The sequence below is a fragment of the bacterium genome (assembly GCA_029210545.1).
Classification (GTDB): Bacteria; BMS3Abin14; BMS3Abin14; order BMS3Abin14; family BMS3Abin14; genus JARGFV01.
The window spans coordinates 1-25,468 of the sequence record JARGFV010000031.1; the positions used below are offsets into that span (position 1 = coordinate 1).

Below are 25,468 nucleotides of genomic sequence, written 5' to 3' on the forward strand. Positions count from 1 at the left end.
TGCAAACTCGCCAAAAAGGGCCAAACCGGCATGAGGAGTAATCGTATCGTGGGTCGTTTCAAGCTTGAAAGGAAGCAGCGTTTTCGTTATCATTTCATCACCTTGTTGGTTATCTGTGGAAAGTTCCGTCGGTTAACGTAACTTACCATACCAACAAGGTTTTTTTATCCCCAGAATCTCGAAAATAAAATCAATCGAGATTCTGGGGCCCCGTCTGACCGTGTCGAGTGTCCAGGATCCGGTGCCCAGGGGCCAGGATCCCGGGCCTTTTCCAGACCCCAGCTTGCCACGCCGTAGTCACGCTTATGGCGTGACGAAGGCGGGACCCCAGACCCTGGAACCTGTATTTATTTCCCCCTGTACATGATCGTGGTCTCGCCCCATGTCAGGGTCTGGCCCGGCTTGAGCGTGGCAGAGCCTGTGACCGGCTGGTTATTGACGAGGAGCGTCTCGCCCCCGATGGACATGGGCACGGTCATGCCGTGGCGGGTGAGCACCCGGGTGAGCATACGGGTCGCGTTGGACGAGCCTTCCACGAGGAGAACGGGGCCGCGTGAGACCACGAACCCGGTGAGCCGCGACGCTGCCACGAGTCCGGCGGCTCCCAGCATGCCGGCAAGGATCAGTGCCACAGAACCTCTGCCGTTGGTGCCCATGAAGGTGGCCCGCGGGGAAAAATAGCGGCTCTCGAGAGCAATGTCCGAACTCCGGGTGCTCACGCGCAGGACCACGGGAACGACCTGGCTTTCGCCTGAAGCCGCGCGGTAGCGGAAAAGGACCTCCCTTGAGATCTCCGTTGCAAAACCTTCGAACAGGCTCGAGAGCGCCGAGGCCTCGGCCGTGTAGACGGCCAGGCCGCCGGTCCGCCGGGCCATGGAGCTCAGACGGTTCTTCCTGGCGTCGGGACCCAGGCCCACGAACAGGAGACTGACACCGGCCCGCTGGGCCGCCTCCAGCGCTTCTTCCATGGAAACTGATCCCCGGTTCGCCATTCCGTCGGTGAGGGTCACGACGACCCTGCGGCCGGGGGTCCCCTCCGCAAGGGCCACACCCCTTGATATCCCGTCGAACAGGGCCGTGTGGCCCCCGGCGGTGAGTAACAGGGAGCGGTCAGCCAGGTCGGAAGGGGCAAGGTCCCTGCCGGCGACGGTCACCGTGTCGTTGAAAATTACCAGGTGGACCATGGCGGAAGACGGGATCGTCCGGGCGAACCGGGAAAGGGCCCGCCTGGCCTCGTCGAGCTTGGCGCCCCGCATGCTCTCGCTGGTATCCACCACGAGGGAAACGGTGAGAGGCTGGTCCCGCACACCCGTGGAAAGGTCCCGGACCTCGACGATGGATAAGGAAACGTCTCCTTCCGTAACGGCCAAATCTGTAATCCCGTTTGGATTGGCGTCACCAGGCAGTGTGGCGTAGAGGTCCACCAGGGGATACCGGCTCGCGTCCACCTGGGTGATGCGCCAGTTGTCCCCTTCACCGGTGTCGGCATAGGAGCTTGCGGGGAGGATCAGACAAAGGCCCGCCAGCAGGGTTGCTGCCGCTCCCGACCTGCCCGTTGCTCCCTGATAAGCTCCAAGAACATTGACCCGCAGGAGGCTGCTGCCGATACGGACAAGGTCACCGTGCTTCAGGGACTTCCCGCCTCCGGCCACCTTCCGGTCGTTGACCATGACACCCTTGGGTGAACCCAGGTCCTCGATGAGAGGGTTTCCTTCACGGGCTGTTATGCGGGCGTGTTTCGACGCCACTCCGGCACCGGTGATCCGCACGGGACAGTGGGGGTCGCTGCCGATGAGCGTGTCGGAGTCGAGGATAAATTCCGAGCCCCGCCCGGCTCCCTCGAGGACCTGGAGACGAACCCTCGCCGCCAGCCCCTGGGCCCAGGCGATCCCGAATGCGATGGCGCCCCCCAGGGCTACCAGGCCCAGCGTCATGCTGGCCGGGCCCAGGAGGGGACGGAACACCTGCATGAGGGCGCCACCCACCGAACCGCCCACCGCTCCGCCGAGGGCAGCGGCCATCCAACGGCCGCGGCTTTCGGGACGGGTGAGAGTGACGGCAAGGCCCACGGCAAGGCCCGTGATACCCCACCCGAGGGCGGAACCCGCCGAGAGGGGAACGGATATGCCGGAAGAGGCCGTCCGCACCAGGCTGGTTCCGAGGGCTCCATAGAGGGCCTGGCCCAGGGCGGCGCCAACGGCACCGCCAACAGCTCCAAAGGAAGCCGGCGCCAGGACCGCCGTCACCATGCGGCCGGCACGCCCGTACCACAGCTGTTCGAAAACCCTGATGAATCCCGAAAGGGTCCCGCCCACAAGCAGGCCGAACCAGATGCTGGCGGCCCAGGCGCTTTCGACCGTGGCCAGGACCATACCCAGGGGAGCCGCGGCGGCCAGGGCCGCGCAGCAGCCCACCAGGCCCATCCTCGCTGTCCGGCTGCCCACAGCTCTCATGACACACCCCCATTTACGGTGCCACCGTGGAAAACAACCCTGAGGTGGCCGAAGTGGATTACGTCCCCTTCGGTCAGGATCATGGGCTCGCCGGCGGGGACCTTTTCCCGGTTCAGCACAGTACCGTTAGTGCTGCCCAGATCCTCCAGGACGTAGGCATCGTCCTCACGCCGGATGACTGCGTGGCGCCGGGACACGCCCCTTTCGAACCCGCCGTGGATGCTCAGATCGACCTCGGGGTCCAGATCGTCCAGGGGGTCCCTGCGGCCCAGAAGGATTTCGTCGCCGGTGATGTCGAACCGGTACCCGTCCTCCAGTTCGAGACAGGCCGAGGGGGAATCCGCGTTTTGCCCGGGAAGATCCTCCACTGAGGTTTTCTCGAGGGGGGCCTCACCCGAACAGTCCACACACAACTTGCGATCTTCTTCCATCTCCACTTCACACTCCGGACAGATATTCATCCCGCACCTCCTGAATTGTTGATTCGTTGTCCATGCCGGATAAAGAGCAAAAGAGGGGCCAGCGAATCAAAGGGAGGAGGGAGGAGGGAGGAGGGGGTTAAACAGCTTTAAAAACAGCCAGTTAGACCGCCGGATGCTGAAAGGCTGTTTTTAAAGAATGTGTTCGGGAATCGAACGGGGGGATGAGAATTGGACAGGAGCGAGGTGCCTGGTGGCTGGGGTCTAACAAATTTGATAAGGTCGCAAGTTGAATGAGCTTTTGACCCTCCCCGCGGCTTTTCGTTGAAAACCCCGGTGTCCGCGCGCTTTCAAACTTTTGCGTCTTTGCGTCTTGAGCGACCGAAGGGAGCGGGCGTGAGTCATGGCGTCCCGGCGCCAGAACGCTGAAGCTGCGACCATCAGCGTTAACGCTTTTGATCTCTATTTGAAATCTGAGATCCGAGATCTGAAATCTGAAATCTGAAATCTGAAATCAGTCTAATCCCATCTTCTTCATCTTCGCGTAAAGGGTGGACGGGGCGATGCCCAGGAGGCGGGCGGCCTGGCGCTTGTTGCCGCCGGCCCGGTCGAGGGCCTCCCGGACAGCCTGGGCCTCCGCGTCGGCCAGGCTCCCCGGGCTGCCAAGGCTATCGGACGCCGCGCTGCCTCCATGAAGGTTCAAATCGCCCGCATCGAGGGTGTCGCCCCTGGCCAGGGCCGCGGCGGTCTCCAGGACGTTCTTGAGCTCCCTCACGTTCCCGGGCCAGCCGTGGAGCTGGAGCTTTTTCAGGCCCGCCTTTGTTAAAGTGATCCCCCGCCCCTGGCTTTCCCCGACCCTCTCCAGGAAGGTCCGGGCCAGGACGGAGATGTCCTCGGGCCGCTCACGGAGGGGCGGCAGGACGGCGCGGGCCGCTGACACCCGGTAGAAAAGATCCTGCCGGAAAGTTCCCTTACGAACCTGCGACTCCAGGTCGCGGTTGGTGGCCGCAACGAAACGCAGGTCCACCGTCTCATGCTGTGAGGTTCCCAGGCGCTTGTACTCCCGGCGGTCCAGAAGGCGAAGGAACTTTGGCTGGAGGTTCAGCGGAAGCTCACCGATCTCATCCAGGAAAAGGGTGCCCCCTTCCGCGTCCTTGACAGCGCCTGACCTTGAGCTGTCCGCCCCGGTGAAGGCGCCCTTGACGTACCCGAACAGTTCGCTCTCCATGAGCTCTGCGGGAACGGTGGAGCAATCGAAGATGACGAAGGGGCCCCTGGCCCGGGGGCTCCTGTCGTGAACGGCCCTGGCCGCCAGTTCCTTCCCCGTTCCGGTCTCGCCCTCCACGAGGACCGTGACGTCACTGGCCGCAAGGCCCTCCAGGAGCGTGAAAGCCCTCTGCATGCTTTCGCTGACCGACACCATCTCACCGAACCCCTGTTGAGCGCCGGGTGCGAGGACCGATCCGGCCGGGGCCAGCTGGAACCGGAGACGGGTCTTTCCCATGGTGAGGATCGCCCCATCCCTGAGATAGGCCCGGTCCACACGGACCCCGTTGAGAAAGGTACCGTTGGTGCTGCCCAGATCCTGGAGGAGATAGCCCTCGGCGGTGATGGCCACCTCGGCATGCTCCCGGGACACCGTGGGGTCATCCAGGCAAAGCTCGCTGCCCTTCCGGCTCCCGATGGCAACCGTCCCGGTGATCCTGAGGGAGGTTCCCTTGCCCGGGCCTTCCACCACGACCAGGAGGGCCTCGCCCCGTGTCGGCGTCTTGCTGCTGGAGATTTTTCGGGTAAGGGTCATAGGTTAAGAGTTCACAGTTTACAGTTCACGGTTTACTGTTTACCGACTTTTCGTTCCCTCGTCCGTCGTCGTGTCAGCCGAAGCTTTATGCGAAGGCTGAAGCTCGAAGAGCGAATTCGGATGGCTACTGACTACTGATTCTAGGCTACAGAGCATCTCAAGCCAAGGCTTATGATTCTACACCGGCACCCCGACACTCCGCTACACCGATACCGTGTTTATTCCCCGCCCTCCGCACCTCGCACTTCGTACTGCCTTTCTTCCCCGTGTCCCCGCGTCACCCCATCTCCGTGTCTAAAGGTTCTTCTCCCCCTCTCCCCTTAGCCCCCTTCTGACGTACTTTCAGATAAACACGTCCCTGCCACCTTCCTTCCCTTTCCATGTGATCCCTGATGGCCTGGATCACCCTGGCGCGGTCCGGCCACCGGGGGGCGATGAGCATCTCCCGGGGGGCATCGGCTACCAGACGATGGATGACGGTTTCCGGCGGCAGCCTTTCCAGGAAGGCTGCCGCCAGCTCGGGGTACGACTTCCACTCCAGGGGCTTGGCGTCGCCATCTGCCAGCATCTTTTCCATGCGGGTGCCCCTGACCACCTGGAGATGGTGGATCTTCACCCCTTCTACCGCGAGGCCAGCCAGGTAATCAGCCGTTTGGAGCATCTTCTCCCTGTCCTCACCGGGCAGCCCCAGGATGACGTGGGCCAGCACCGGGATCCCGGACTTCCCGGCAAGCTCCCTCGCCCGTGTAAAGCTTTCGACATCGTGGCCCCGCCCGAGGAGGGAAAGGGTCTCGTCGTGGGCGGACTGCAGCCCCAGCTCCAGCCAGATCAGCTTTCTGTAAAGCCAGGGCGACAGGGCTTCCAGGATCGGTTCGTCGATACAGTCCGGCCTGGTTCCCACGAAAAACCCGACCACGTCCGGCAGGCCGCAAAGACGGTCCACAAGCTGGTTGAATACGTCCGGCTCGGTGTAGGTGCCGGTGCCGGCCTGCAGGTAGACGATAAAGGGCGACCCCTCCTGCCCCTTGCGCGCCCGTGCGATCTGTTCTACAGGATCCGTTCCCGATCTGGCGTGGGAAGGGACGAAGCTGTCAAGGCGGCAAAAGGCGCACCCGTCCATGGCCAGGGTCCCGTCCCGGTTGGGACATCCGAAACCCGGGTCCACCGGCACTTTCCGGAGCGGTGCCCCGAAGACCTCCGTCAGGTAGGAGGACAGGGACCGGTACAGAAAGGGGCGTTGACTCTTTTTTCCGGTTCTGATAGTCATTTACGTTCCTCCAAACCCGCATTACACCTCTGATATTATATAAGAAATCATGTTTTGAAAGGAGTTCACCATGGAAGTCAAGGAACTTGAACACAAAACGGTCGCCGAACTCAAGGAGATGGCCAGGGAGCTGGGTATCACGGGCCTTTCCTCCATGAAGAAGGCCGACCTTGTCGCCGCTATTGCGGGAGCATCGGACGCATCCACTGCCGCCGAAGCTCCGGTCGAACAGCCCGCCCCTGAGCCTGTGGAGACCGAGGCTCCCGTAAAGGCCGAGGCCCCTGTCGAAGAGGAAGCAGCCCCTGAAGTCGAGGCCGCATCCGAGCCCGAGCCTGAGCCCGAAGTCGAAGCTGCCCCGGCCGAAGAGGCTCCGGTAGAAAAGGCTCCGATAGAAGAACCCGTTGTCAAAGCCGCTTCCCCCTCCGCTGACGTGTCCGCCGACCTTTCCACCGAAGCCGAGGTGGCGAAGGTGGAAGCCGATGAGGCGAAGGCGAAAGCAGCCCCTGCACCCGCTCCCGCACCTGAGCCCGAGCCAAAGGTTGAGACCGCACCTGAACCCGAACCTGAACCGAAGGTTGACGTGTCCGCCAAGGCTGAGGAAGCGAAGGCGAAAGCAGCCCCTGCACCCGCTCCCGCACCTGAGCCCGAGCCAAAGGTCAAGGAGGTCGTTCTCTCCAAGACCCAGGCCCGCCTCCGGGGAAAGCATGACGTCCCCGCCCTGAAGCTGGAAAAGAGGGCACTGCGCTCCCAGATCCTGGCTGCCATCGCCGAACAGGATTACGTGAAGATGAAGGAGCTCCGGAACAGGAAGAAGGAACTCAGACGCCTGCTTAATCGCGTCTGAGCGATCTCAAATCTCAGATCTCAAATCAGGCCGCCCGATGGGCGGCTTTTTTTCGAACCGTCCGTTCAAAGGTGGTGAATAAATCAACCTTTTTACAGGAACCGGGATCGCTTCGCCCGGATAATAGCTCGCGATGACAAAGATGGAAATGAACGGTTCTTCCCCGTTTCTCACCCTTCCCGTTTCCCCGCGTCACGAGTTGTCCCGGACAACAGCATCCACGATCCTTCCCTTGAGTCCGGGAACAAACTTTTCCGTCTCCTCCCACGCCGGCAAAGGTCCCAGCTCCTGCTCTTCGCCCATGCAGGAAAGGGCAAGCTGTACGGCCGCCGCGAAAGTGTCGATGGCGGCAAGCTCCTTCTCCCTGTCGTAGGCCAGGCCGTTTGCCAGGGCGTCGGCCCGGTAGCCGGGGACCATCGCCAGCGCCCTTTCCCGGTATCGGTCCACCAGCCCTTTAAGCAACTCAGGATCGTTGACCTCCCGGAGAAGGGCGGATGTGACCTCCAGGGCCATCCGGTTCAGGCCTTTGGACGTGTCGCCCGGGTGCAGCTCCTGGTGCTTGTGTTCGTAATTGTCGCAAAGCTCTGCCTGGCAGATCCTCCCTGGCTCGACGGCCCGGGACACCGCCGACAGGATCCCGATCTCAAGACCCCAGTCCCTGGGGATGGGGATCCGGTTCGCAAGGTCAAGTGTAAGGCCAAACTCCCCGGCGAGGGGATACCTCATGGCCCCGATGGTCTCCAGGGCGCTGGACGGGGACCACTCCCTGAGGAGCCACACCAGAGGCATCACAAGGAGCCGCGTCACACGTCCCGCCAGGCGGTCGCCTGAGATCCTGGGGTAGTACCCCTTGCAGAAGGAGTATTCCAGGCCTGGGTGAACGAGAGGCATCAGGAGCCTCATGGGGAGTTCCTTCGTATAGGTGACGATGTCGGCGTCGTGAAGCCCCACAGCATACAGCCCACCCCTGGCCAGGAGGTAGCCCATGGCGATCCAGACATCTCTCCCCTTGCCCGGGGGACCGATATCGATGCCCCCTTTTGCGTCATCGAAAACCTTCTTCAGCCCCTCGCTGCCCGGCCATACCACCGTCGTTTGCATGGGCAGTTCGGCAAGCGCGGCCCTGGCCCTGTCGAAATCCTTCCGTGACGGAGCACCCAGTGCGAGGACAACTTCCCGGACCCAGGGGACATCGTGGAGCTGCTCAAGGATGACGGGCCAGGCGGGACCGTCCATTTCCGAGGCCAGGGCGGGCAGAAGGAGGGCGGGCGGGCGCTGGTCCGCGTACCTGGCCATGCTTTCCGGCAGCCCATGGACCCCGGGGGCGGGAAGCCGGTGGATGGTGGTTACGGGAAAGTTCTGGAAGAAATCGGACATAATAAAGAGTGGTACTAGGAGCCTGGACTATTCACGAGGTTCTTTTCCGTTCCGGCTGCGTTGCTGTGTCGTTCGCTTGTGCGGAATACTAAAGTATGCCTCCGCGCTCACTCCACAGTCGCCTTGCCGGAACGAAAAACTCCTCTCGTGACTATGTCCGGGCAACCCCGCATAATTCATGATGTTTATCGTGCCATTCCCATTTATCTTTAATTGCCACACAGTTAGCTGACATCTCATCACCATCATGAATAATGCGGGCTAGATATAGTTTTTCGGAAGTAGCATTTAGACCGAAAAAAACAAATATATGGCACATTTGGTAATTCACCGGAGTTATTTACCGGTTTAATGCTCTTGTTTTCAAGAAAAGACCCAAAAAAGGGCTTTCCGAAAAACCTATAGCAGCGTGTCAAGAGGTTTTCCGACACGCTGCTAGCGCTTAGCTCTCACTTCAAGAATTTCGCTTCCACGGTCCGATCGCCGAGGCGGATCTGGATCGGGTTGGCCAGGGTGAACTCCTCGGGAAGGATGAGGTACCCTTTGTAGATATTCCCCCTGATGTTCGTAACGCACAGGAGGGGGCGCCACCTGTTTTCCCCCTGGTCCATCATGAGCATGCTGCACAGTTCCTGGGGTTCCTTGGTGTTGATGTCCATCTGAAGGATCACATTGGTGATCCCGTTTTCCTCCCTGACCTGCGCCTCCAGCTTCTCGTCGTACTGGACAACAGCCGAAACGATGCACGCATTGGTGTCACGGCTGCTGATCCAGAAGGAGCTGCGGGCCTGGAGCTGGTGAGGCCAGACCGTCAAAAGGAAAAGGACGGCAATAAGCAGGGCCGGGGCCTTCCGCCATGTCAAAACGATTTTTTTCACAAGGCAAGAATACAACAAGCCTCCCTTCCTTTCAAGAGTGAGGCTTGCGTTCGTGATTCGGGTCTTCCCCAACCACCATTCACGAGTCACCAGTCACGGCCCTTATATTATCTTGTTCAACGGATATTCGATGATCCCCTCCGCGCCGCCTTCCAGGAGAAGGGGGACGAGGCGCCGTACCGTTTCCTCCGAGACCACGGACTCCACCGAGTACCAGTCGCTCTGGTGGAGCCCGGCCACGGTGGGGGCGTTCAGGCTGGGAAGGAGGCTCACGATCTTGTCCAGGTCGTCCCGGTGGATATTGAGCTTGAGACCCACCATGCCGATGGCTTTTTCGGCCCCCTTGAGCAGCATGGCGATGGTGTCGATCTTCTTTCGCCTGAACGGATCCTTGTACGCCTGCTTGTTGGCTATGAGGTACGGTTTGGACTGCATCATCTCGTGGATGATCTCCAGCCCGTGGGCGCGGATCGTGCTGCCGGTCTCGGTCACTTCCACCGCGGCGTCGGCGATCCCCTCCACGACCTTGGCTTCCGTTGTCCCCCAGGAGTAGTCCACCTTGACGTCGATGTTGCGTTCGGCGAAATACCGGCGGGTGAACTGGACCAGTTCCGTGGAGATCCGCCTGCCGGCCAGATCCTCGATGGTCTTGTAGGAGCTGTCCCTGGGAACGATGACCACCCACCGGGCCGGCCGGCTGCTGACCTTGGAATAGGCGAGTTCTTCCACCCAGGCCACGTCGGAGTCGTTCTCCAGGATCCAGTCCCTGCCCGTGATACCGGCGTCCAGAATCCCTTCCTCCACGAAGCGGGACATCTCCTGGGCCCGGACGAGGGAGCAGGTCAGTTCGGGGTCGTCCACGGTTGGGAAGTAGCTCCTCGATCCGCGGTTGATGCGCCACCCGGCTCTCCTGAAAAGGTCTATGGTCGCCTCTTCAAGGCTGCCTTTGGGGATACCAAGCTTAAGGGTGTCCCCGTTCCCGTTAAGAGGTCTTTTGTATTCAGTCAAGATGGGTTCCTTTCGGGAAAGTTTACGGTTCACAGTCCACGGTTTACAGTTCACTGCTCAAAAACCGATAACTGCAAACGGTTTTCAGTTTCAAAGCTCCTGCAAGGAGCAACAACCGTTAACTGTACACTGTGAACAGTTAACTCCTATATATTAAACCTCACGTGGAAGATCTCTCCGTCTTTCACGATGTAATCCTTTCCCTCGATGCGGAGCTTGCCGACCTCCTTCGCCTTCGTCAGTCCTCCCAGGGCGATGCATTCATCGTAGGCCATGACTTCGGCCCTGATGAACCCCCGCTCCAGGTCGGTGTGGATCTTTCCCGCCGCTTTGGCCGCGGGTGTGCCCTCGGGGATCGTCCAGGCATGGACCTCTTTTTCCCCCACCGTAAAAAAGGTGACGATGTGCAGCTGCTCGAAAAGGGTGGCCATGAACCGTTCCCTGGCAGATACCTCGATGCCGAGGTCGGCCAGAAAAGGCGCTCTCTCACTTTCGGGTATCTCCAGGGTCTCGAATTCCGCAAGGGCAGGAATCTCAAGGTAGTCCATGCCTTCACGGAGACAGCGGTCGGCAAGATCCGGGAACCTGAGGGCTCCCGCACCTTCGGCTCCCTGATTGGCGATCACGAGGAGGGGAACGAGAGTGAGAAAGTTGTATCCGGAAAGGGTCTTCAGCTCTTCCTTGTCAAGACTAAGCCGCCTGATGGGCTGTCCTTCCTCAAGGCCGTCCTTGAGCCTGCCCAGCAGCTGGGCCTCCCTCGAAGAGTGCTTGCCCTCCTTTTCGAGACGCTCAAGGCGGTTCTCGATGGGCATGAGGTCGGCAATGGCGAATTCCTGAAGGAGCGATTCAAGCTCCGTTGAAAGTTCGTCAGCCTTGCGGCACACCTCTGACAAGGGGGCGTCGAAACCGCGCAGAACCAGTACCAGGGCATCCAGGCCGGCCGTCCGGGCCAGGGTTTCCTTCCGCAGGCCGCCTCCCTCCTGGGGCCGCAGATCTCCCATCTCGACGACATCCACATGAAGCGGGGTGATCTTCTTCGGCCGGAAAAGGTCAACCAGCTGATCCAGTCTGGGATCGTCCACGATAATGGAACGGATCTCCGGCCCTCCGTGCTTTCCGGCAAGTTCCGGATCTTCGGAAAGGAGGGCTAGAAGGGTGGTAACCCCGGAGCCCGAGTATCCTGCTAATCCAATTTTCATGATAATTTTGATTTCAGTATCCAGTATCCGGTAGCCGGAATATACCGAATCCCGAACACTTGCCTTTTAAAAGAGTGCGTTGTTAATTATAGTTCCGTTTACTGATTACTGATTACTGATTACTGATTGTTACCACCTTTCCAAGACCCTCACAAGCCCGGAGGAGGATTGTGGAACGGTTCGTGCCAGGCTACCTGCAGATAGAGGCCGGTGTGTTCCAGCGCAGGATCCGGACCCTCAGGGAGATCGCCTCCCCGTGCGGGTTGTGCCCAAGACGATGCGGGTCCCTGCGGGGGGAAGGTGAAGAAGGCTACTGCCGCACCGGGTTCGGCCCCTTCGTAAGCTCGGTGCACCCTCACCACGGCGAGGAGGCTCCCCTGACCGGGGCCGGCGGTTCGGGGGCCATCTTCCTTGCGGGATGCAACCTGGGCTGTATCTTCTGCCAGAACTACGACATCAGCCACCTGGGCGGCGGACGGATGATCACCGTCAAGGCTCTGGCCGAGGCAATGCTGTCCCTTCAGCATGCGGGTTGCCATAACATCAACTTCGTCAGCCCCTCCCACCAGGTCCACTCCATCGTCGAGGCGGTCATGCTGGCTGCCGGAGCCGGGCTGACAGTCCCCCTTGTCTACAATACCGGAAGCTATGACTCTGCCGAGACCCTCCGCCTTCTGGATGGTATCTTCGACATCTACATGCCTGACCTGAAGTTCACCGACAGTAAAACCGCCCTGAAACTGGCCGGCGCCGCCGACTACCCTGATGTCGCCAGGCAGGCCATCAGGGAGATGCATCGCCAGGTGGGAGACCTCGTCACAGATGAAAGGGGCGTTGCGCTGCGGGGCCTCCTGGTCCGCCATCTTGTCCTGCCCCACGACCTGGCGGGATCCGGCGAGGCGTTCCGGTTCCTGGCCGAGGAGATCTCCGTCAACACTTATCTCAACGTCATGGGCCAGTACCGGCCCTGTTTCGAATCCGCGGGTCAGCCCGGTATCGGTGACTCCCTTTCCCGGAGCGACTATCTGAATGTCCTCGAGCTGGCACTTAAATGGGGGTTGAGGAGGCTTGATTGAGCGTCCGAACAAGCCATCAAACGCCGATTTTTATTCTCCCGGGCTTTTCCGGAACCTGGGGCCTGGAAGCCGGATCGGCCGGCATCCGGTTGTTTAACACTGTTTTGACATTTTTCTTGACATGAACGAAACATCGTTTTACCATTCACAACAAAGGGTAAGGGGGCTGAAAGCCCCTCCCACCAGAATCCTTTAAAAACAGGCCGTTATAAAGATAAATAGCGGTATTTACGGGCCTGGCTTTTCTATAAACACTGTTTTAATTCTTGAAATGTCACCGGCCTGGACAGCATTGGAGCCGGACTAAAGCGAGAGACACAATCCCTTGTGAAAGGAGGTGGAGCCGAGCGCCGATCACAACACCGGCTTAACGCAGCCGGTGCAGGGCCAGGTGTCATTATGGCCCATCAGGCATCGGGGCGGGTCCCACGTAAAGAGCAGGCCCCGCACCCCCGCACGGAATCCGGGCACAAGACCGGAGCCGGACACAAGACCGGAGCGGCAGGATAACGAGACGCTTCGGGCAACGTGATGTGATTAACCCTGGAGGGGTAGGGATCCCTCCCACTGAGTTATGGAGGAATCAATGGAACAAAATCTCGGTAACAGATGGCGGTTCGTCGGGGCTGCGCTTATCATGCAGCTTTGTCTCGGCGTGCTGTACTCCTGGTCCGTGTTCAGGGGCCCGCTGGAGGCCCTGCACGGCTGGGACAAGACCCAGAGCATCGCACCTTACCGGTGGTCGGTTCTCATGTTCACCGTGGCCATGATCTTCGCCGGGTTCTGGCAGGACAAGAAGGGCCCGAGACTCGTCGGTAGCGTCGGGGGTATTCTCCTCGGCACCGGCTGTCTGCTGGCGTCCTTCATCGGCAACACCCCCGGCGGAATGATCTTCGCCTACGGTGTCCTCGGCGGCCTCGGTGTGGGCTTCGCCTACGTTACGCCCATCGCCACCTGTGTTAAGTGGTTCCCGGACAAACGCGGAATGATCGTCGGCCTCGCGGTCATGGGTTTCGGCGCCGGCTCCCTCATCTTCGCGCCTCTCATTGAAAAACTCATCGGATCCAACCCGGACGCTTTCGCCCAGACGATTCCGAGAACCTTCATCATCATGGCGATCACCTTCTACATCTGCGTCATCGGCGCCGCCCAGGTTTACAAGGTCCCCCCCGTCGGCTATCGCCCGCCCGGCTGGTCACCGCCCGCAACTGCCGGCGCTCCCACCAAAGAGGACTACTCTCCTGGTGAGATGATCAAGACGTGGCAGTTCTACGTTCTGTGGATCATGTACTTCCTCGGCACCTCGGTGGGTATCACCGCCATCGGGCAGGCCAAACCGATCATCGTGGAGCTCTCCAAGGGCGCCGCGGTCATGTCGGGTGGTGCCGCCCTCGGCATCATGTCCCTGTTTAACGGCGTGGGCCGCCTTGCCTGGGGGACCACCTCCGACAAGATCGGCCGAAACATGACGACCGCCCTTATGTACGGCACCTACGTCATCGCCTGCCTGTTCCTCCTCAGGAACGCCCAGAACTTCTGGCAGGTCCTTATCGGCCTGTGTGTCGTCGGTTTCTCCTACGGCGGATACCTGGCCCTGATGCCCTCCTTTACGGCCGACTACTTCGGCGCCAAGAACGTGGGCGCCAACTACGGCATCCTGTTTACCGCATGGGGCATCTGCGGGTTCGTGGTTCCCGGCTACTTTGCCGGCATCATGAAGGCTGCCAAGGCAGCGGGCAACGTCGCCGGTGGCTACAACAAGGTCTATTTTATCCTCGCCATGATGTCCATTATCGGCGCGGTGCTCTGCTTCGTTGTCAAGCGCCCCGTCCAGGAAGTAGGCAGTTAGACAAGGATCTGTCGATCCTGAAGCTCAAAAAAAAGGGCGGCTCGAAAGAGCCGCCCTTTTTCTATCCCGTAAAACGGCAACCTTATTACCGGCCGGCCGCCGCCCTTTTTGATGCCTTGAGGGGGTTGATCTTGGCCTGAGCCACAACCGGCGCCTCCTTCACCACGTGCGTGGCATAGTTGCAGACACCCATGTTCCATTTGGCCGACGGGTTGGCACTGGTGGTGCAATAGTAATCCTCGTCGATCTCCTTGATGTGATTACAACCCTCACAGGCCTGCACGACCGGATCGCAATGACCGCCGTTGTAGGTGCAGCCCTGCCGGGTCATGAACACGCAATCGATTTCTTCCTTCAAGACAGTACAGATCATTTTCAATTCCTCCTGATACGAATGACTGCGCAACGAGGCGCTTTGACACAAAAGGGGAATTCTATAGTATCTTTGGAGACAAATGGCAAGCCATTTTTATCTAATACAGAATTGGGAACATGGAAGGTGGAAGGTGGAAGAAAACTTTTCAAGCTTGTTAAACAACGCAGGCCATCACAAGATCACAGGTGTTGCCTTGCTTCCACCTCCCCTGTTCTTCCTTCCTCCTTCGCAAATATGAAGAAGCTCCTTCTTCATATTTGCTGCGCCCCCGACGCTACCATCGGTATTGAACGCCTCACCTCCGGGTGGGACGCCCGTGGCTTTTTCTACAACCCCAACATCCATCCGCCCCAGGAATACGACCGGCGTCTTGCCGCGATGAACAGGCTGTCAGAAGCTACCGGCTTTCCTTTTCTTACCGGAGAGTACAACCCCGGGGAGTGGATGGTCATGGTTCAGGGGCTGGAAGGGGAGCCGGAAAAAGGCCGCCGTTGCGAGATCTGCATCCGGGACCGTTTGCGACGGACGGCCCGGGAGGCAAGGGACGGAGCATATGACGCTTTCGCCGCCGTCCTCACCGTCAGCCCCCACAAGAACGCGGCCATGGTCAACCGGCTCGGCACAGAGGCTGCCCTGGAATACGGCGTCGAGTACCTGCCCACAGACCTGAAAAAGATGGACGGTTTCAAGCGGAGCGTCCAGCTCAGCCGGGAGATGGGCATCTACAGACAGGATTACTGCGGATGCGAATTCAGCCGAAAACGCGAAGTTTTGTGAAGCTCCCATCCCCTCACGGCGTTCGAATTTCTCGGCTTACCGCCAATTTCCCCGCCCGCATTTTTGCAAAACTCGCGCCTGGTTAACTTGCACCAGCCGGGGATTGACACCAGCTCCGATTACCATCAGCTTCCGGAACCTGCTTCAACACGGTGCCTGCCCGGAGGAACGAAGAGAAGACTGTTTGTTTCCACAGCATTTCCCCACCTGTGGAAAAGTGTGATAACTGCTTGACACTCGGCACTCACGGTTATTCATGAACCTGCAGTCGATGGTAAATCGACCTGAGAGCCTTATCTGGTGTGGATCCTGGGCGGAATTGGGGCGGAATTTTCCGACTATTGGGCTGCTTGGAGGACTACTGCTTGTTTGAAGGGTTTATTCTGCGTTCCGTATTCTCAACCATATCTCTTATCTGCTCTTCGGTCAGGGCCTCGCATTCCAGCAGCGCCTGCAGGAAACGGTAGCCGCCGCAGGGGGTGGCGCCAGGGGTTGGAAGTTCGGAGAGGTAATCGCACCCCTCTGCGAGGTAACCGCAACCGGCACAAAGGTTTTCCACGAGGAACCTGGATTTCCGTGCCCGATGGGGCTTCCGGTCAACCAACTGCTCCAGGTGGGACGGGTCAACGCACCCGGAGTCAATACCATTTTTCACAGCGTTAAAACCGCCGCATTCGGGCTCCCCCCCATCACCCTTGAAATATTCGCAAAAACCACGGCAGACGACCTGTACGGCTTCTTCCCGGGTATTGGCGTCCGCTTCCAGCAATCGGCTCACCACCTCCCTGGGCACTCCTCCGGGCCGGTTACCTTTCATGGCCCCCCTCTTCGCCGGCCGTGCTTTCCACGCTCACCCTCTTGATCTGGCGCTCGTCGGACCCCAGGACGACGAGCTTGAGCCCCCCTGTATACACGGTCTCCCCTGGTGCGGGCACCCTCCCTGTTATCGCCATGATGAGCCCTCCAACAGTCTTGGAAGGGGTCTCCCCTGACCATGAAGGAAAAGCCCTCATGAGATCGTCGATGGGTGTCCGTCCCGACACCTCCAGCGCCCCCGAAGGAAGGCGCCGCATCATGACGATCTCCCGGTCGAACTCGTCATGGATCTCTCCCACCAGTTCCTCCAGGATATCCTCAAGCGTGATCATCCCCTCTGTTCCGCCGAACTCATCCACCACCAGGGCGAGATGGATCTTCCTTTTCTGGAACTCCCTGATGGTGCGGCCCAGGTAGGCGCTCTCCGGCACGAAATAGGGCGGATGCATGTGCTCGGCCAACCGGTAATCGCCCCAGTTCGTCCGGGGTTCCGAGAGCAGGTCCTTGACGTAGAATACCCCGACGATCTCGTCCAGGCTCTCCCGGCACACAGGGAAACGGCTGTGCCCGCTCTCGTTTGCCACTTCCAGGACCTTTTCCACCCCGTCGTCGAGCTCCAGGGCGACGATCTGGGTACGGGGCACCATGGCATCCTTCACGGTCCTGTCATGGAACGCCAGGACCCGGTCAATGAGCTGGGCGGGGTATTTCGCGATCCCCCCCTCGCTGGCGCTCAGGGACACGATCAACTGGATCTCATCGGCCTGGACGGTATCAAAGTCCCGGTCGGGATCGCCCCCCGTGGCCCTGATGAGGAGGTTGGTTATCCCTGTGAAGACCAGGGTGGCCGGCCAGGTGAGGAGATAGAAGATCGCGAGGGACCAGGCGGTCAGGAGGACAAACCGCTCGGCGTAGCGCCGGGCCATGACCTTTGGGGTGATCTCCCCGAAAACCAGGATGGCCAGGGTCATGACCCCCACCGACACGGCAAGGCCGCGATTGGCAAAGAGCCTTGAAGCGATGTCGGTGGCCAGCGCCGAAGCTCCGATATTGACCAGGTTGTTGCCGATGAGGATTGAGGTGAGAAGGGCGCTGGGGTGCTTCACCCAGATGTTGAGGGGATCGGGCTTCCGGTTCCGGGCCTTCATGAGAGCCTGGAATTTGGCCTTTGACAGGCTTACAAAGGCTGTTTCGGACCCGGAAAAAAAGCCGGACAGCAGCAGGCACACAAGTATGGTGACCCACTCCCATGTGGGCACGGATGCCGTGGGCAAGATCGCTTAGAGACCCTCCGTGAACTCCTCGGATTCGACATAGGAGACATATGGTTCTTCGTGGGACTTCTGGGTCTGACAGTAGATGTGCACTCGCTCCACCACATCTTCGGGGTCGTCGGTCATGGAGAAGAGGTTCAGGTCTTCCTCGTCCAGGTAGCCGGCAGACACCATCTGATCCCGAAGCCACCCGTAAAGGGAGGCCCAGTAGGCCTTGTCGAACAGGATGATGGGGAACTTCTGCATCTTCCCGGTCTGCTTGAGAGTCAGGGACTCGAACAGCTCGTCCATGGTGCCGAAACCGCCGGGGAGGACCACGAGAGCCCTCGCGTATTTTACGAACATGACCTTGCGTATAAAAAAGTAGCGGAAGTTGAGCTCCACGTTGGCGTATTTGTTGGCGAGCTGCTCGTGGGGCAGGGAGATGTTGAGTCCCACCGAGGTCCCTCCCCCTTCCAAGGCACCCCTGTTGGCGGCCTCCATGACGCCTGGCCCGCCTCCGGTGATCACCGCGTAGCCCTCTTCGGCGAACCTCTTGCCGATTTGCCGGGCGGCCTTGTAAGCCGGGTCCCGGTGCTTGGAACGTGCCGAGCCGAAGATGCTGACGGCGTCGGGCAATTTGGACATGACCTCCATTCCCGTCACCATCTCGGCCATCATCCTGAAAACCCGGCGGTTGTCCAGCTGGGCCCGGTGGAGCCTCTGCAGGACCGGGTGGATCTCCTTGGAAAGGACCTCCTCGAGGAGGGCCTTGATGATAAGGCTGGTCTCGTTGCTCACACATTCTCCTTTCTTTCATGCAGGCACGAACCTGCTCGCCTGCCTCACCCACCCTGTTTAGCAGATAAGGGTCCTTTCATCAATGAGCCCGGTAGCCCGAAATCCGCGATTGGTTTTGCCCAGTCCCCGGTCGGGGCGCTTCCGATGCCGTTTTTGCCGTTGACGGGCGCCGGTGGACTCTGAAAGCGACCCGATGCCGCCCATCCGCCCCACAACCCCGCCCGGCGGTATCCCGTCGCTGGATTTCGGGTGAAGCAAGCCCCCTTTTGTTTTCTGGATCGTTATGATAATTTGTCGTGCTTTCGGGGACCCCTTAAGATCGAGAGCCATGCGGCTGACCGTAAGGACGTCGGGGAGAAACGGGTCCCGGGCAGGAGGATCGATTTGACTCAGATACAGGCAAAGAGACCCGGTCCCAGGGCGTACGAGCCCAAATGGCTCGCCTGGGAGATCACGGGCAGGTGCAACCTCAACTGCATTCACTGCCGCTCATCTTCGGACATGGGCTCGGACGAGGGGGATTTTTCCCTTGAAGAGGCCAGGAGGTTCATCGACGAACTGACGTCCTTTGCCACCCCGGTGGTTGTCCTGTCCGGAGGCGAGCCGCTGCTGCGCAAGGACGTCTTCGAGATCGCAGCCTACGGCACGAGCAAGGGTCTCCGCATGGCCCTGGCTACCAACGGCGTCCTGGTGGACGACCCGATCTGCGAGAGAATAAAGGCGTCGGGGATACGCATCGTTTCCCTGAGCCTGGACGGCTCCACGGCCGGAATCCACGACGATTTCCGCCAGCAGCCAGGAGCCTTCGACTCCACCCTGAGAGCGGCCGGATACTTCCGCAAACACGGCATCGAGTTCCTGGTCAACTCCTCCTTCACCAGGCGCAACCAGAAAGACATCCCCAACACCTACAAGCTGGCCAAAAAGATCGGCTCCACAGCCTGGTACATGTTCATGATCGTTCCCATGGGCAGGGGTGAGGACCTCCTGGCCGAACTCATCTCCAGGGAGGATTATGACGAGATCCTCAAGTGGCATTTCGCGATGGAGCTGGAGGAACATGAGATGCTCGTCCGTCCCACCTGTGCGCCCCATTATTACCGCATCGTTCAGCAGGAGGCCAAGGCCAAGGGGATCGATTTTGAAAGAAGGAACCTGAAGTTCGGGACGGGGGGCTCAAAGGGGTGTATCGCCGCCCAGTCCATCGCCTTTATCGGCAGCCGCGGCGAGGTCCAGCCCTGCAGCTACTTCCCCCGGTCCGCGGGCAACGTCAAGAAGCAGCACTTCAAGGAGATCTGGGAAAACAGCCGGCTCTTCAATGACATGAGAAGCTTCAAGGATTACAAGGGCCGATGCGGCTCCTGTGAATACCTCGGAGTCTGCGGCGGCTGCCGCGCACGTGCCCTGGCCATTACCGGCGACTACATGGAGGAAGAACCGTTTTGCGACCACATCCCGAAAAAGGTCCTCCGTGAAAGGGAAAAGGAGTTAAAAACTGATGAATAACACTTATATCGACGCCTGCTTTCGCCGCCCGACGTCCCACACGCCGATCTGGATCATGCGCCAGGCCGGACGGTACATGCCCCAGTACCAGGCGGTCCGGGGAGAGGTCGACTTTCTCACCCTCTGCAAAACCCCTGAGCTGGCCACCAAAGTCACCCTGCTGCCCATCGACCTTCTCAACGTGGACGCGGCCATCCTCTTTTCCGACATCCTGATCCCTTTAGAGCCCATGGGTATCGACGTCACCTTCGAAGACAAGCGCGGACCGGTCCTGTCCGCTGTCCAGGACGAGGCCGCCATCAGGAACCTGCGAACGATCGAATCGGAAGAGGACGTGGGGTTCGTCATGGATGCCATCCGGATGATCAGGCGGGAGCTGGAAGGACGGGTACCCCTTATCGGCTTTTCCGGCTCCCCGTTCACACTGGCCACCTATGCCGTCGAGGGCGGGACCACCAAGAGTTTCCACAACATCAAGGGCCTGATCTACTCCAGGCCGGAGTTGGCTGACTACCTCATGGACCTTCTTGCCGACGTTGTGATCAACTATCTCAACGCCCAGGTTGACGCCGGCGCCCAGGCTGTTCAGATCTTCGACACCTGGGGCGGTATCCTTGCGGATCCCGAATACGTCAGGTTCTCTCTCAAGCCGGTCCAGAAGGTCATCGCCAACCTCAAGCGGGACGGGGTTCCGGTCATCTATTACCTCAACAACGGCGCCTATCTGGCCCACCACATGGACAGCGTGGACGCCGACGTGATCGGCATCGACTGGCGTCAGGACATCGCCCGTTCCAGGGCCACTTTCGGAAAGACGAAGGGGGTGCAGGGGAATCTGGATCCCACCGTTCTGTTCGCCCCTCCGGAGGAGATCCGGAGAAGAGCCCACGCCATCATGGACGCTGCCGGGCCCGAACCCGGCCACCTGTTCAATCTTGGTCACGGGATCCTTCCGCCCACCCCCGTGGAAAACGCCATCACGCTGGTCGAAGCGGTCCACGAATACAGACGCTGAGATGGATCCAGTGGATAGGGGAGGGGCGGTCCTTCTGCTCAACATGGGAGGCCCCGACTCCCTCGAAGCGGTACAGCCATTTTTACGAAACCTTTTCAGCGATCCGGCGATCATCACCCTGCCTGAACTGCTGCGCCGCCCCCTCGCCTCCTTTCTTTCCGCCCGCAGAGCCAGTAAGGTCATACCCCGCTATAGGGTCATCGGCGGGAAAAGCCCCATTGGGGAGCTGACCCGGAATCAGGCGGCGGCCCTTGCTGCCCTTTTGCCGGCCGGTTTTGGTCCTGTTCTTCCCGCATTCAGCTACTGGAACCCTTTTATCCAGGAGGCCGTGGAGGCTGCCGCCGCCTCGGGAGCCAGGCGTCTGGTGGCCCTTTCCCTTTACCCCCAGTACTGCACGGCCACCACGGGGACCTGCGTTGAGGAACTCTCCATGCTCCTTCCGGGCACCCCCTTCGAGTCGTCTGTCCAGATCATCGACTCCTGGCCCACCCACCCGGGTTACCTCGATGCCCTCGCCTCCACCATCGAGGAGGCTATCGAACAGGTTCCTGAGGAGAGAAAGGACGACGTGGTCGTGCTGTTTTCCGCCCACGGAGTTCCGCGGAAGCTCGTGGACAGGGGAGACCCCTACCTTGCCGAGATTCTCGCCACCGTAAACGGTGTCGTTGGGCGGCTTGGCGGCAGACCCCACGAACTTGCTTTCCAGAGCCGCCTCGGGCCCGTCAAATGGCTCGAACCTTCCCTGCCCGAAAAGTTGGCCGAACTGGCCGCCGGCAGAACTCCTCCCCTCGTCATTGTGCCCGTATCGTTCGTGTCGGATCACATCGAAACCCTTTACGAACTGGACATACAGCACAGGGCAATGGCAAAAGAGCTCGGTTTCGATATTTATGTCAGGGCACCGGCTTTAAACTCGAGACCGGATTTTATCGCAGCCCTCGCGGACCTGGTTTTGAATTCCCTGCGGGAGGGTAACTAGGGTCTGGGGTCTGGAAAAGGCCGCCAATTCTTCTTCCACATTCGTAACTCCTTTATTCCACTTTGATCTTGATAGAGTCGCAAAAAGTCCAATCCGGGACTTTTTGCGAGTCCATCAATCTTGAATTTTGCATTCAAAGAGCTTGACATGTCATCCTAGCCGCCCTAATATTTAGGCTTCCTAATAGTTAGGAAACTTAACAAGGAGTGTTGGCCGTGTCCGACCCTATCCATACCATCGCCCAGCTCTACCCCAGGCTTATGCGGGCCATGGGGCATCTGCGGGGGGCGGTGGATGAGACCATGGACCTCACCTACAACCAGTACAAGGCCCTCCTGACGCTGTCCGACACAGGTCCCTGTACCCTCAACACCCTGAGCCAGGAGCTGGGGGTCGCCACCAGTTCCGCAAGCCAGATGGTTGATCGCCTGTTCTCCATGGACCTTGTTGTGAGAACCCCTGCGGATGAAGATCGGCGGCGCATCGTGCTGAACACTTCCCGGGAGGGAGAGGATCTCCTCGACCGGGTCAAGGAGGATATCGTCAGGCGGTACCAGGACCTTTTCAAGCATCTCGGCCCGGCCGAGCAGAGCAACCTGGCTGGTGCCATTCACACGCTCGTCCGCATCCTCGAAAGAGCTATTCAGGAAGAGGAGAGGGGGAAATAACGATGTCACTTCAGACCAGGAGGATCGCTGTCATCGGCGGCGGCATATCAGGACTTTCCGCTGCCTGGTTCGTCAGGAGGATCGCAAGGCAGCAAGGCCGCCCTGTACAGGTAGACCTGTTCGAAAAGAAAGAGCGGCCCGGCGGCAAATTCGAAACCGTTAAGGATCAGGGGTTTACCATCGAAGGTGGCCCCAACGGTTTTCTTGACAGCAAACCGTGGACCCTTGACCTCGTGCGCGAGCTGGGGATGGAGGACCGGCTCCTCCCGAGCGACCAGGCGGCTGCCAGAAGGTTCATCTATTCGAGGGGGAAACTCCACGAGCTCAAGCCCTCGCCGGTCTCTTTTTTCCTCGGAGGTCCCCTCTCCGTAAGGGGGCGCCTCAGGGTGATCGGAGAGCTCTGGGCCCGGACCACTCCCAAGGGCAAGGACACCTCCCTCGCCGAGTTCGCACGTCGTCGCCTCGGTCCGGAAGCGTTGGACAGGCTTCTCGATCCCATGGTTTCCGGGATCTTCGCCGGAGATCCCGAAAGGATGAGCCTGAGGGCTTCCTTTCCGCGGATCGCAGAGCTCGAGGAGCAATACGGCGGCCTGACAAGGGCCATGCTCAAGATCGCGTCGGAAAAAAAGAAAGCCAAAAAACGCGGTGAGGACACCGGTGCCGCCTCCGGTCCCTCCGGCCCGGGAGGGGTGCTGACGTCATTCAAGAGCGGCGTCAGCGAACTCACGGACCGCCTGGCTCTCGAGTTGGGTGAAGGTATGCACATCGGCGACGGGGTCAACTTTCTCCGCCGGGAGGGAGGGCTGTACAGGATCGTGACCACTGGGGGTGAATACGAGGCGGACGCTGTCATCATGGCCACCCCTTCCGACGTCACCGCTGCCATCCTTTCCGACATCGCACCCGACAGCGGTGCCATCCTTTCCAGGATCCCCTACTCGCCCATGGCTGTCGTCGGCGTCGGTTTCGACCTGACAGATCTCAAGAGCCCGCCTCAGGGTTTCGGCTACCTCATACCAGGGGTCGAAAAGCGCCGCATCCTGGGCGCCCTGTGGACTTCGAGCATTTTTCCAGGACACCGCTCTCCAGCGGGCAAGTTCCTGATCCGCACCATGGTAGGAGGAGCCAAGGACCACGAGACACCTTTCCTTCCCGACGAAGAGCTGATCCCCCTGGTGAGGGAGGAGCTCCGGGTCACCATGGGAGTGGAGGCCGTCCCGTCCTTCACATCGGTCATTCGGTGGCGCAAAGCGATCCCGCTTTATACGGTGGGACACCTCGACAGGGTCGCCGAGGTTGAAGGGCGGCTGCCCCACGGACTTTTTCTGGCCGGCAACGCCTACCGTGGAGTCGGCATCAACGATTGCGTGAGGGAGTCAGAGGTCGCGGCCCGGAAGGCCCTGGAAGGGCTGGACTGAGCTGGAGAGGGAAACTCGGGGATGAGGGGAAAAGGAGAAGAAGAAGAGGAGAGGAGAAGAGGGAAACCTGTTTTACCGTTTGTATGGTTGCTTCTCCTCTTCTTGTTTTCACGATCTTTCCAACAGGGTGTCTTGTACGAATTTCCTGATAACCTTCCTGGTTGCCGTATCGATAATGATAAAACGCAGTCCGTGAAGAAACTGCTCGTCCACCTCCCGGGCGTAAACGATCTCCGCGCCGACGACGAGATCTTCCTTGCTTCGCGGCAGGGGAAAGGTCACCTTGACGATATCCCCGGGTGTGAGCTTCTCCCCGACAAGCATCCCGGCGCCCCCCTCACCGATCTCCCTGAGGATCCCGGCAACCAGCTCGGTTCCGGTAGTGGCTTCGGCTACGACATTGCACTCGACACGGTTATAGGCTCTCGGGTTGGACTCGAGCAGGGACTGTATCCGCTGAAAAAGGAGACGGGGACTCACCGGCTTTAGAAGGAAATCATCGCACCCCGCATCCAGCATTGCGGCAACGCCTCCCACCGCCCCAGCCTGAACCAGGGCGACAACGGGTACCTCTTCGCCACCCGGCGCGGACCTAAGGGATCCAATCCCTTCAACGGCACTCTGGTCAGCGGACATCTCCATCAGGACCAGCTCAACATCCCCTTCCCTGAACGACACCACCCCGGCGGCTGCGTCCCGGGCCTCCTTCACATGGTATCCGTAACCCTTCAGGAGGGTCGCCAGCATCTCTCTTACCTCAGGCGCTGGATCTACAACCAGGATCGTCTTTGTTCTCCTGAAATCATCAACCATCCAGACCTCCCGGTTCCGGAATAATGGCAGGGGCCAGGCCCCGCCATCCAGCCCCGGGAGAACCTGGACAGGATGCCGTGGCCTGACCCCGAAAAAGGTGAAGAGGTCCTGTAAGCCGAGTTCTGTTCCCCCTTCGCTGAAGCTGCGGGGGACAAGCCCTCGCGACCTCTTTGAAAAGAGTGGTGACCATTCATCTGGGACCGCCGTTGCCGACGGCCTCTAGCAGCCTACCCGGAAGCTTTGGACGGGCAGCCCTCAGACGCTTCCCTATTTGGCCTTGCACCGGATGGGGTTTGCCAAGCTGCCGGCGTCACCACCGGCACTGGTGAGCTCTTACCTCACCGTTTCACCCTTGCCGCGTCGAAGTCACGCCAGAGGTGCGACGAAGACGGGCGGTCTGCTCTCTGTGGCACTGTCCCTGGGGTCACCCCCGGTCGGAGTTACCGACCATCCTGCCCTGCGGTGCTCGGACTTTCCTCTCCCTCGACAAGCTCGGGACAGGCCGTCACTCATCAAGGAAGCGGTCACCCGGACCACTTCACAGGTGTATTCTAACGCAAAACGGCCAGATGGCAAAGGGGAGGGAATGGTTGCTGGTTCTGCTCTTTCCAGGCCCCAGACTCTGCCCTTCGATCCAGTTTTCCCAGACACCAGACACTAGGAGTCTGTCGGAGAACCTGCCTGTCTGGTTAGACAGGCAGGGCACAGACTCCTAGATATATTTTGTCGGCCCATGATACTATGATGTCATGAAAAAACATATAATTCTGAAGAAGTTAGCCCTCAGAATTATATGTTTTGAACGGATTTACGCATCCTATGACGGTTCGGCCGGCGGGCAGCCACCCTACGATCCCCAGATGATGGTGAGCTTG

Annotated in this window: 22 protein-coding genes and 1 other RNA gene; 9 read left to right on the plus strand and 14 right to left on the minus strand. The window is 59.8% G+C overall.

The genetic code is table 11. The annotated features are described in order from the left end of the window. Window positions 1-347: 347 nt before the first annotated feature. The 4 genes from P1S46_05050 to P1S46_05065 all read right to left on the minus strand — a co-directional run bounded on the left by P1S46_05050 (window position 348) and on the right by P1S46_05065 (window position 5,940). Window positions 348-2,453: an FHA domain-containing protein gene (locus P1S46_05050; protein MDF1535856.1), complete on the minus strand. Its 2,106-nt coding sequence runs from the start codon at window positions 2,451-2,453 to the stop codon at window positions 348-350. Continuing rightward, window positions 2,450-2,914: an FHA domain-containing protein gene (locus tag P1S46_05055; GenBank protein MDF1535857.1), complete on the minus strand. Its 465-nt coding sequence runs from the start codon at window positions 2,912-2,914 to the stop codon at window positions 2,450-2,452. The genes P1S46_05050 and P1S46_05055 overlap by 4 nt, the downstream gene beginning before the upstream one ends. A 472-nt stretch (window positions 2,915-3,386) precedes the next feature. Further along, on the minus strand, window positions 3,387-4,673 hold the full coding sequence (locus tag P1S46_05060) for a sigma 54-interacting transcriptional regulator (GenBank protein MDF1535858.1): 1,287 nt from the start codon (window positions 4,671-4,673) through the stop codon (window positions 3,387-3,389). A gap of 277 nt (window positions 4,674-4,950) precedes the next feature. Further along, window positions 4,951-5,940, minus strand: a complete 990-nt coding sequence (locus P1S46_05065; GenBank protein ID MDF1535859.1) for a TIGR01212 family radical SAM protein — start codon at window positions 5,938-5,940, stop codon at window positions 4,951-4,953. Window positions 5,941-6,010: 70 nt separating this feature from the next. On the opposite strand from P1S46_05065, the gene P1S46_05070 reads away from it, so the two are divergent. Next, window positions 6,011-6,784, plus strand: a complete 774-nt coding sequence (locus P1S46_05070) for a Rho termination factor N-terminal domain-containing protein (GenBank protein MDF1535860.1) — start codon at window positions 6,011-6,013, stop codon at window positions 6,782-6,784. Between the two features lie 192 nt (window positions 6,785-6,976). Here P1S46_05070 and P1S46_05075 read toward each other — a convergent pair whose 3' ends face one another. The 4 genes from P1S46_05075 to P1S46_05090 all read right to left on the minus strand — a co-directional run bounded on the left by P1S46_05075 (window position 6,977) and on the right by P1S46_05090 (window position 11,246). Beyond that, on the minus strand, window positions 6,977-8,161 hold the full coding sequence (locus P1S46_05075) for a glycosyl transferase (protein MDF1535861.1): 1,185 nt from the start codon (window positions 8,159-8,161) through the stop codon (window positions 6,977-6,979). Between the two features lie 449 nt (window positions 8,162-8,610). Then, the gene (locus P1S46_05080) at window positions 8,611-9,024 is read right to left on the minus strand and encodes a hypothetical protein (protein MDF1535862.1); all 414 of its coding nucleotides are present in this window, start codon (window positions 9,022-9,024) and stop codon (window positions 8,611-8,613) included. Between the two features lie 117 nt (window positions 9,025-9,141). Beyond that, on the minus strand, window positions 9,142-10,047 hold the full coding sequence (hisG, locus tag P1S46_05085; GenBank protein MDF1535863.1) for an ATP phosphoribosyltransferase: 906 nt from the start codon (window positions 10,045-10,047) through the stop codon (window positions 9,142-9,144). Window positions 10,048-10,193: 146 nt separating this feature from the next. Further along, complete coding sequence (locus tag P1S46_05090; protein MDF1535864.1) at window positions 10,194-11,246, minus strand: DUF933 domain-containing protein; 1,053 nt, start codon at window positions 11,244-11,246, stop codon at window positions 10,194-10,196. Window positions 11,247-11,416: 170 nt separating this feature from the next. Between P1S46_05090 and P1S46_05095 the strand changes: the two genes are divergently transcribed. Both P1S46_05095 and P1S46_05100 read left to right on the plus strand, forming a co-directional pair. Continuing rightward, window positions 11,417-12,322 carry a radical SAM protein gene (locus tag P1S46_05095; GenBank protein MDF1535865.1) on the plus strand — a complete coding sequence of 302 codons (906 nt, stop codon included), beginning with the start codon at window positions 11,417-11,419 and terminating at the stop codon, window positions 12,320-12,322. Between the two features lie 586 nt (window positions 12,323-12,908). After that, window positions 12,909-14,171: an OFA family MFS transporter gene (locus P1S46_05100; protein ID MDF1535866.1), complete on the plus strand. Its 1,263-nt coding sequence runs from the start codon at window positions 12,909-12,911 to the stop codon at window positions 14,169-14,171. An 85-nt stretch (window positions 14,172-14,256) separates the two neighbouring features. On the opposite strand, the gene P1S46_05105 is transcribed toward P1S46_05100, so the two are convergent. Then, the gene (locus P1S46_05105) at window positions 14,257-14,544 is read right to left on the minus strand and encodes a PxxKW family cysteine-rich protein (GenBank protein MDF1535867.1); all 288 of its coding nucleotides are present in this window, start codon (window positions 14,542-14,544) and stop codon (window positions 14,257-14,259) included. Window positions 14,545-14,781: 237 nt separating this feature from the next. On the opposite strand from P1S46_05105, the gene P1S46_05110 reads away from it, so the two are divergent. Next, window positions 14,782-15,324 (plus strand): epoxyqueuosine reductase QueH, encoded by a 543-nt coding sequence (locus P1S46_05110; protein MDF1535868.1) that lies wholly within the window; start codon window positions 14,782-14,784, stop codon window positions 15,322-15,324. 358 nt (window positions 15,325-15,682) lie between these two features. Here P1S46_05110 and P1S46_05115 read toward each other — a convergent pair whose 3' ends face one another. From P1S46_05115 to P1S46_05125, 3 genes are read right to left on the minus strand one after another with little or no spacing between them, the layout of a single operon-like run. Then, entirely contained in the window at window positions 15,683-16,141 is a 459-nt protein-coding gene (locus P1S46_05115; GenBank protein ID MDF1535869.1) for a hypothetical protein, read from the minus strand. Next, complete coding sequence (locus P1S46_05120) at window positions 16,131-17,414, minus strand: hemolysin family protein (protein ID MDF1535870.1); 1,284 nt, start codon at window positions 17,412-17,414, stop codon at window positions 16,131-16,133. The genes P1S46_05115 and P1S46_05120 overlap by 11 nt, the downstream gene beginning before the upstream one ends. A gap of 6 nt (window positions 17,415-17,420) precedes the next feature. Beyond that, window positions 17,421-18,194, minus strand: a complete 774-nt coding sequence (locus P1S46_05125; GenBank protein ID MDF1535871.1) for a TIGR00730 family Rossman fold protein — start codon at window positions 18,192-18,194, stop codon at window positions 17,421-17,423. A 384-nt stretch (window positions 18,195-18,578) separates the two neighbouring features. On the opposite strand from P1S46_05125, the gene P1S46_05130 reads away from it, so the two are divergent. From P1S46_05130 to hemG, 5 genes are all read left to right on the plus strand, one after another. Continuing rightward, the gene (locus tag P1S46_05130) at window positions 18,579-19,700 is read left to right on the plus strand and encodes a radical SAM protein (GenBank protein ID MDF1535872.1); all 1,122 of its coding nucleotides are present in this window, start codon (window positions 18,579-18,581) and stop codon (window positions 19,698-19,700) included. Continuing rightward, entirely contained in the window at window positions 19,693-20,715 is a 1,023-nt protein-coding gene (gene hemE, locus P1S46_05135) for a uroporphyrinogen decarboxylase (GenBank protein ID MDF1535873.1), read from the plus strand. Before P1S46_05130 ends, hemE begins: the two co-directional genes overlap by 8 nt. Before the next feature lies 1 nt (window position 20,716). Continuing rightward, window positions 20,717-21,694: a ferrochelatase gene (hemH, locus tag P1S46_05140; GenBank protein ID MDF1535874.1), complete on the plus strand. Its 978-nt coding sequence runs from the start codon at window positions 20,717-20,719 to the stop codon at window positions 21,692-21,694. Window positions 21,695-21,909: 215 nt separating this feature from the next. Further along, window positions 21,910-22,362 carry a MarR family transcriptional regulator gene (locus P1S46_05145; protein ID MDF1535875.1) on the plus strand — a complete coding sequence of 151 codons (453 nt, stop codon included), beginning with the start codon at window positions 21,910-21,912 and terminating at the stop codon, window positions 22,360-22,362. 2 nt (window positions 22,363-22,364) lie between these two features. Beyond that, window positions 22,365-23,780, plus strand: coding sequence for a protoporphyrinogen oxidase (gene hemG, locus P1S46_05150; protein ID MDF1535876.1), 1,416 nt, complete (start codon window positions 22,365-22,367; stop codon window positions 23,778-23,780). A gap of 108 nt (window positions 23,781-23,888) precedes the next feature. Here the strand turns inward: hemG and P1S46_05155 are convergent, their stop codons facing one another. Beyond that, on the minus strand, window positions 23,889-24,593 hold the full coding sequence (locus P1S46_05155; protein MDF1535877.1) for a response regulator: 705 nt from the start codon (window positions 24,591-24,593) through the stop codon (window positions 23,889-23,891). A 95-nt stretch (window positions 24,594-24,688) separates the two neighbouring features. After that, window positions 24,689-25,133: RNase P RNA component class A (gene rnpB, locus P1S46_05160), an RNA gene on the minus strand. Between the last annotated feature and the right edge of the window lie 335 nt (window positions 25,134-25,468).

Excerpts from the sequence above, each read along its gene's own strand:
- P1S46_05050 (MDF1535856.1), bottom strand. The coding sequence starts at position 2,453 with ATGAGAGCTGTGGGCAGCCGGACAGCGAGGATGGGCCTGGTGGGCTGC.
- P1S46_05055 (MDF1535857.1), bottom strand. The coding sequence starts at position 2,914 with ATGAATATCTGTCCGGAGTGTGAAGTGGAGATGGAAGAAGATCGCAAG.
- P1S46_05060 (MDF1535858.1), bottom strand. The coding sequence starts at position 4,673 with ATGACCCTTACCCGAAAAATCTCCAGCAGCAAGACGCCGACACGGGGC.
- P1S46_05065 (MDF1535859.1), bottom strand. The coding sequence starts at position 5,940 with ATGACTATCAGAACCGGAAAAAAGAGTCAACGCCCCTTTCTGTACCGG.
- P1S46_05070 (MDF1535860.1), top strand. The coding sequence starts at position 6,011 with ATGGAAGTCAAGGAACTTGAACACAAAACGGTCGCCGAACTCAAGGAG.
- P1S46_05075 (MDF1535861.1), bottom strand. The coding sequence starts at position 8,161 with ATGTCCGATTTCTTCCAGAACTTTCCCGTAACCACCATCCACCGGCTT.
- P1S46_05090 (MDF1535864.1), bottom strand. The coding sequence starts at position 11,246 with ATGAAAATTGGATTAGCAGGATACTCGGGCTCCGGGGTTACCACCCTT.
- P1S46_05100 (MDF1535866.1), top strand. The coding sequence starts at position 12,909 with ATGGAACAAAATCTCGGTAACAGATGGCGGTTCGTCGGGGCTGCGCTT.
- P1S46_05105 (MDF1535867.1), bottom strand. The coding sequence starts at position 14,544 with ATGATCTGTACTGTCTTGAAGGAAGAAATCGATTGCGTGTTCATGACC.
- P1S46_05110 (MDF1535868.1), top strand. The coding sequence starts at position 14,782 with ATGAAGAAGCTCCTTCTTCATATTTGCTGCGCCCCCGACGCTACCATC.
- P1S46_05115 (MDF1535869.1), bottom strand. The coding sequence starts at position 16,141 with ATGAAAGGTAACCGGCCCGGAGGAGTGCCCAGGGAGGTGGTGAGCCGA.
- hemE (MDF1535873.1), top strand. The coding sequence starts at position 19,693 with ATGAATAACACTTATATCGACGCCTGCTTTCGCCGCCCGACGTCCCAC.
- hemH (MDF1535874.1), top strand. The coding sequence starts at position 20,717 with ATGGATCCAGTGGATAGGGGAGGGGCGGTCCTTCTGCTCAACATGGGA.
- hemG (MDF1535876.1), top strand. The coding sequence starts at position 22,365 with ATGTCACTTCAGACCAGGAGGATCGCTGTCATCGGCGGCGGCATATCA.
- P1S46_05155 (MDF1535877.1), bottom strand. The coding sequence starts at position 24,593 with ATGGTTGATGATTTCAGGAGAACAAAGACGATCCTGGTTGTAGATCCA.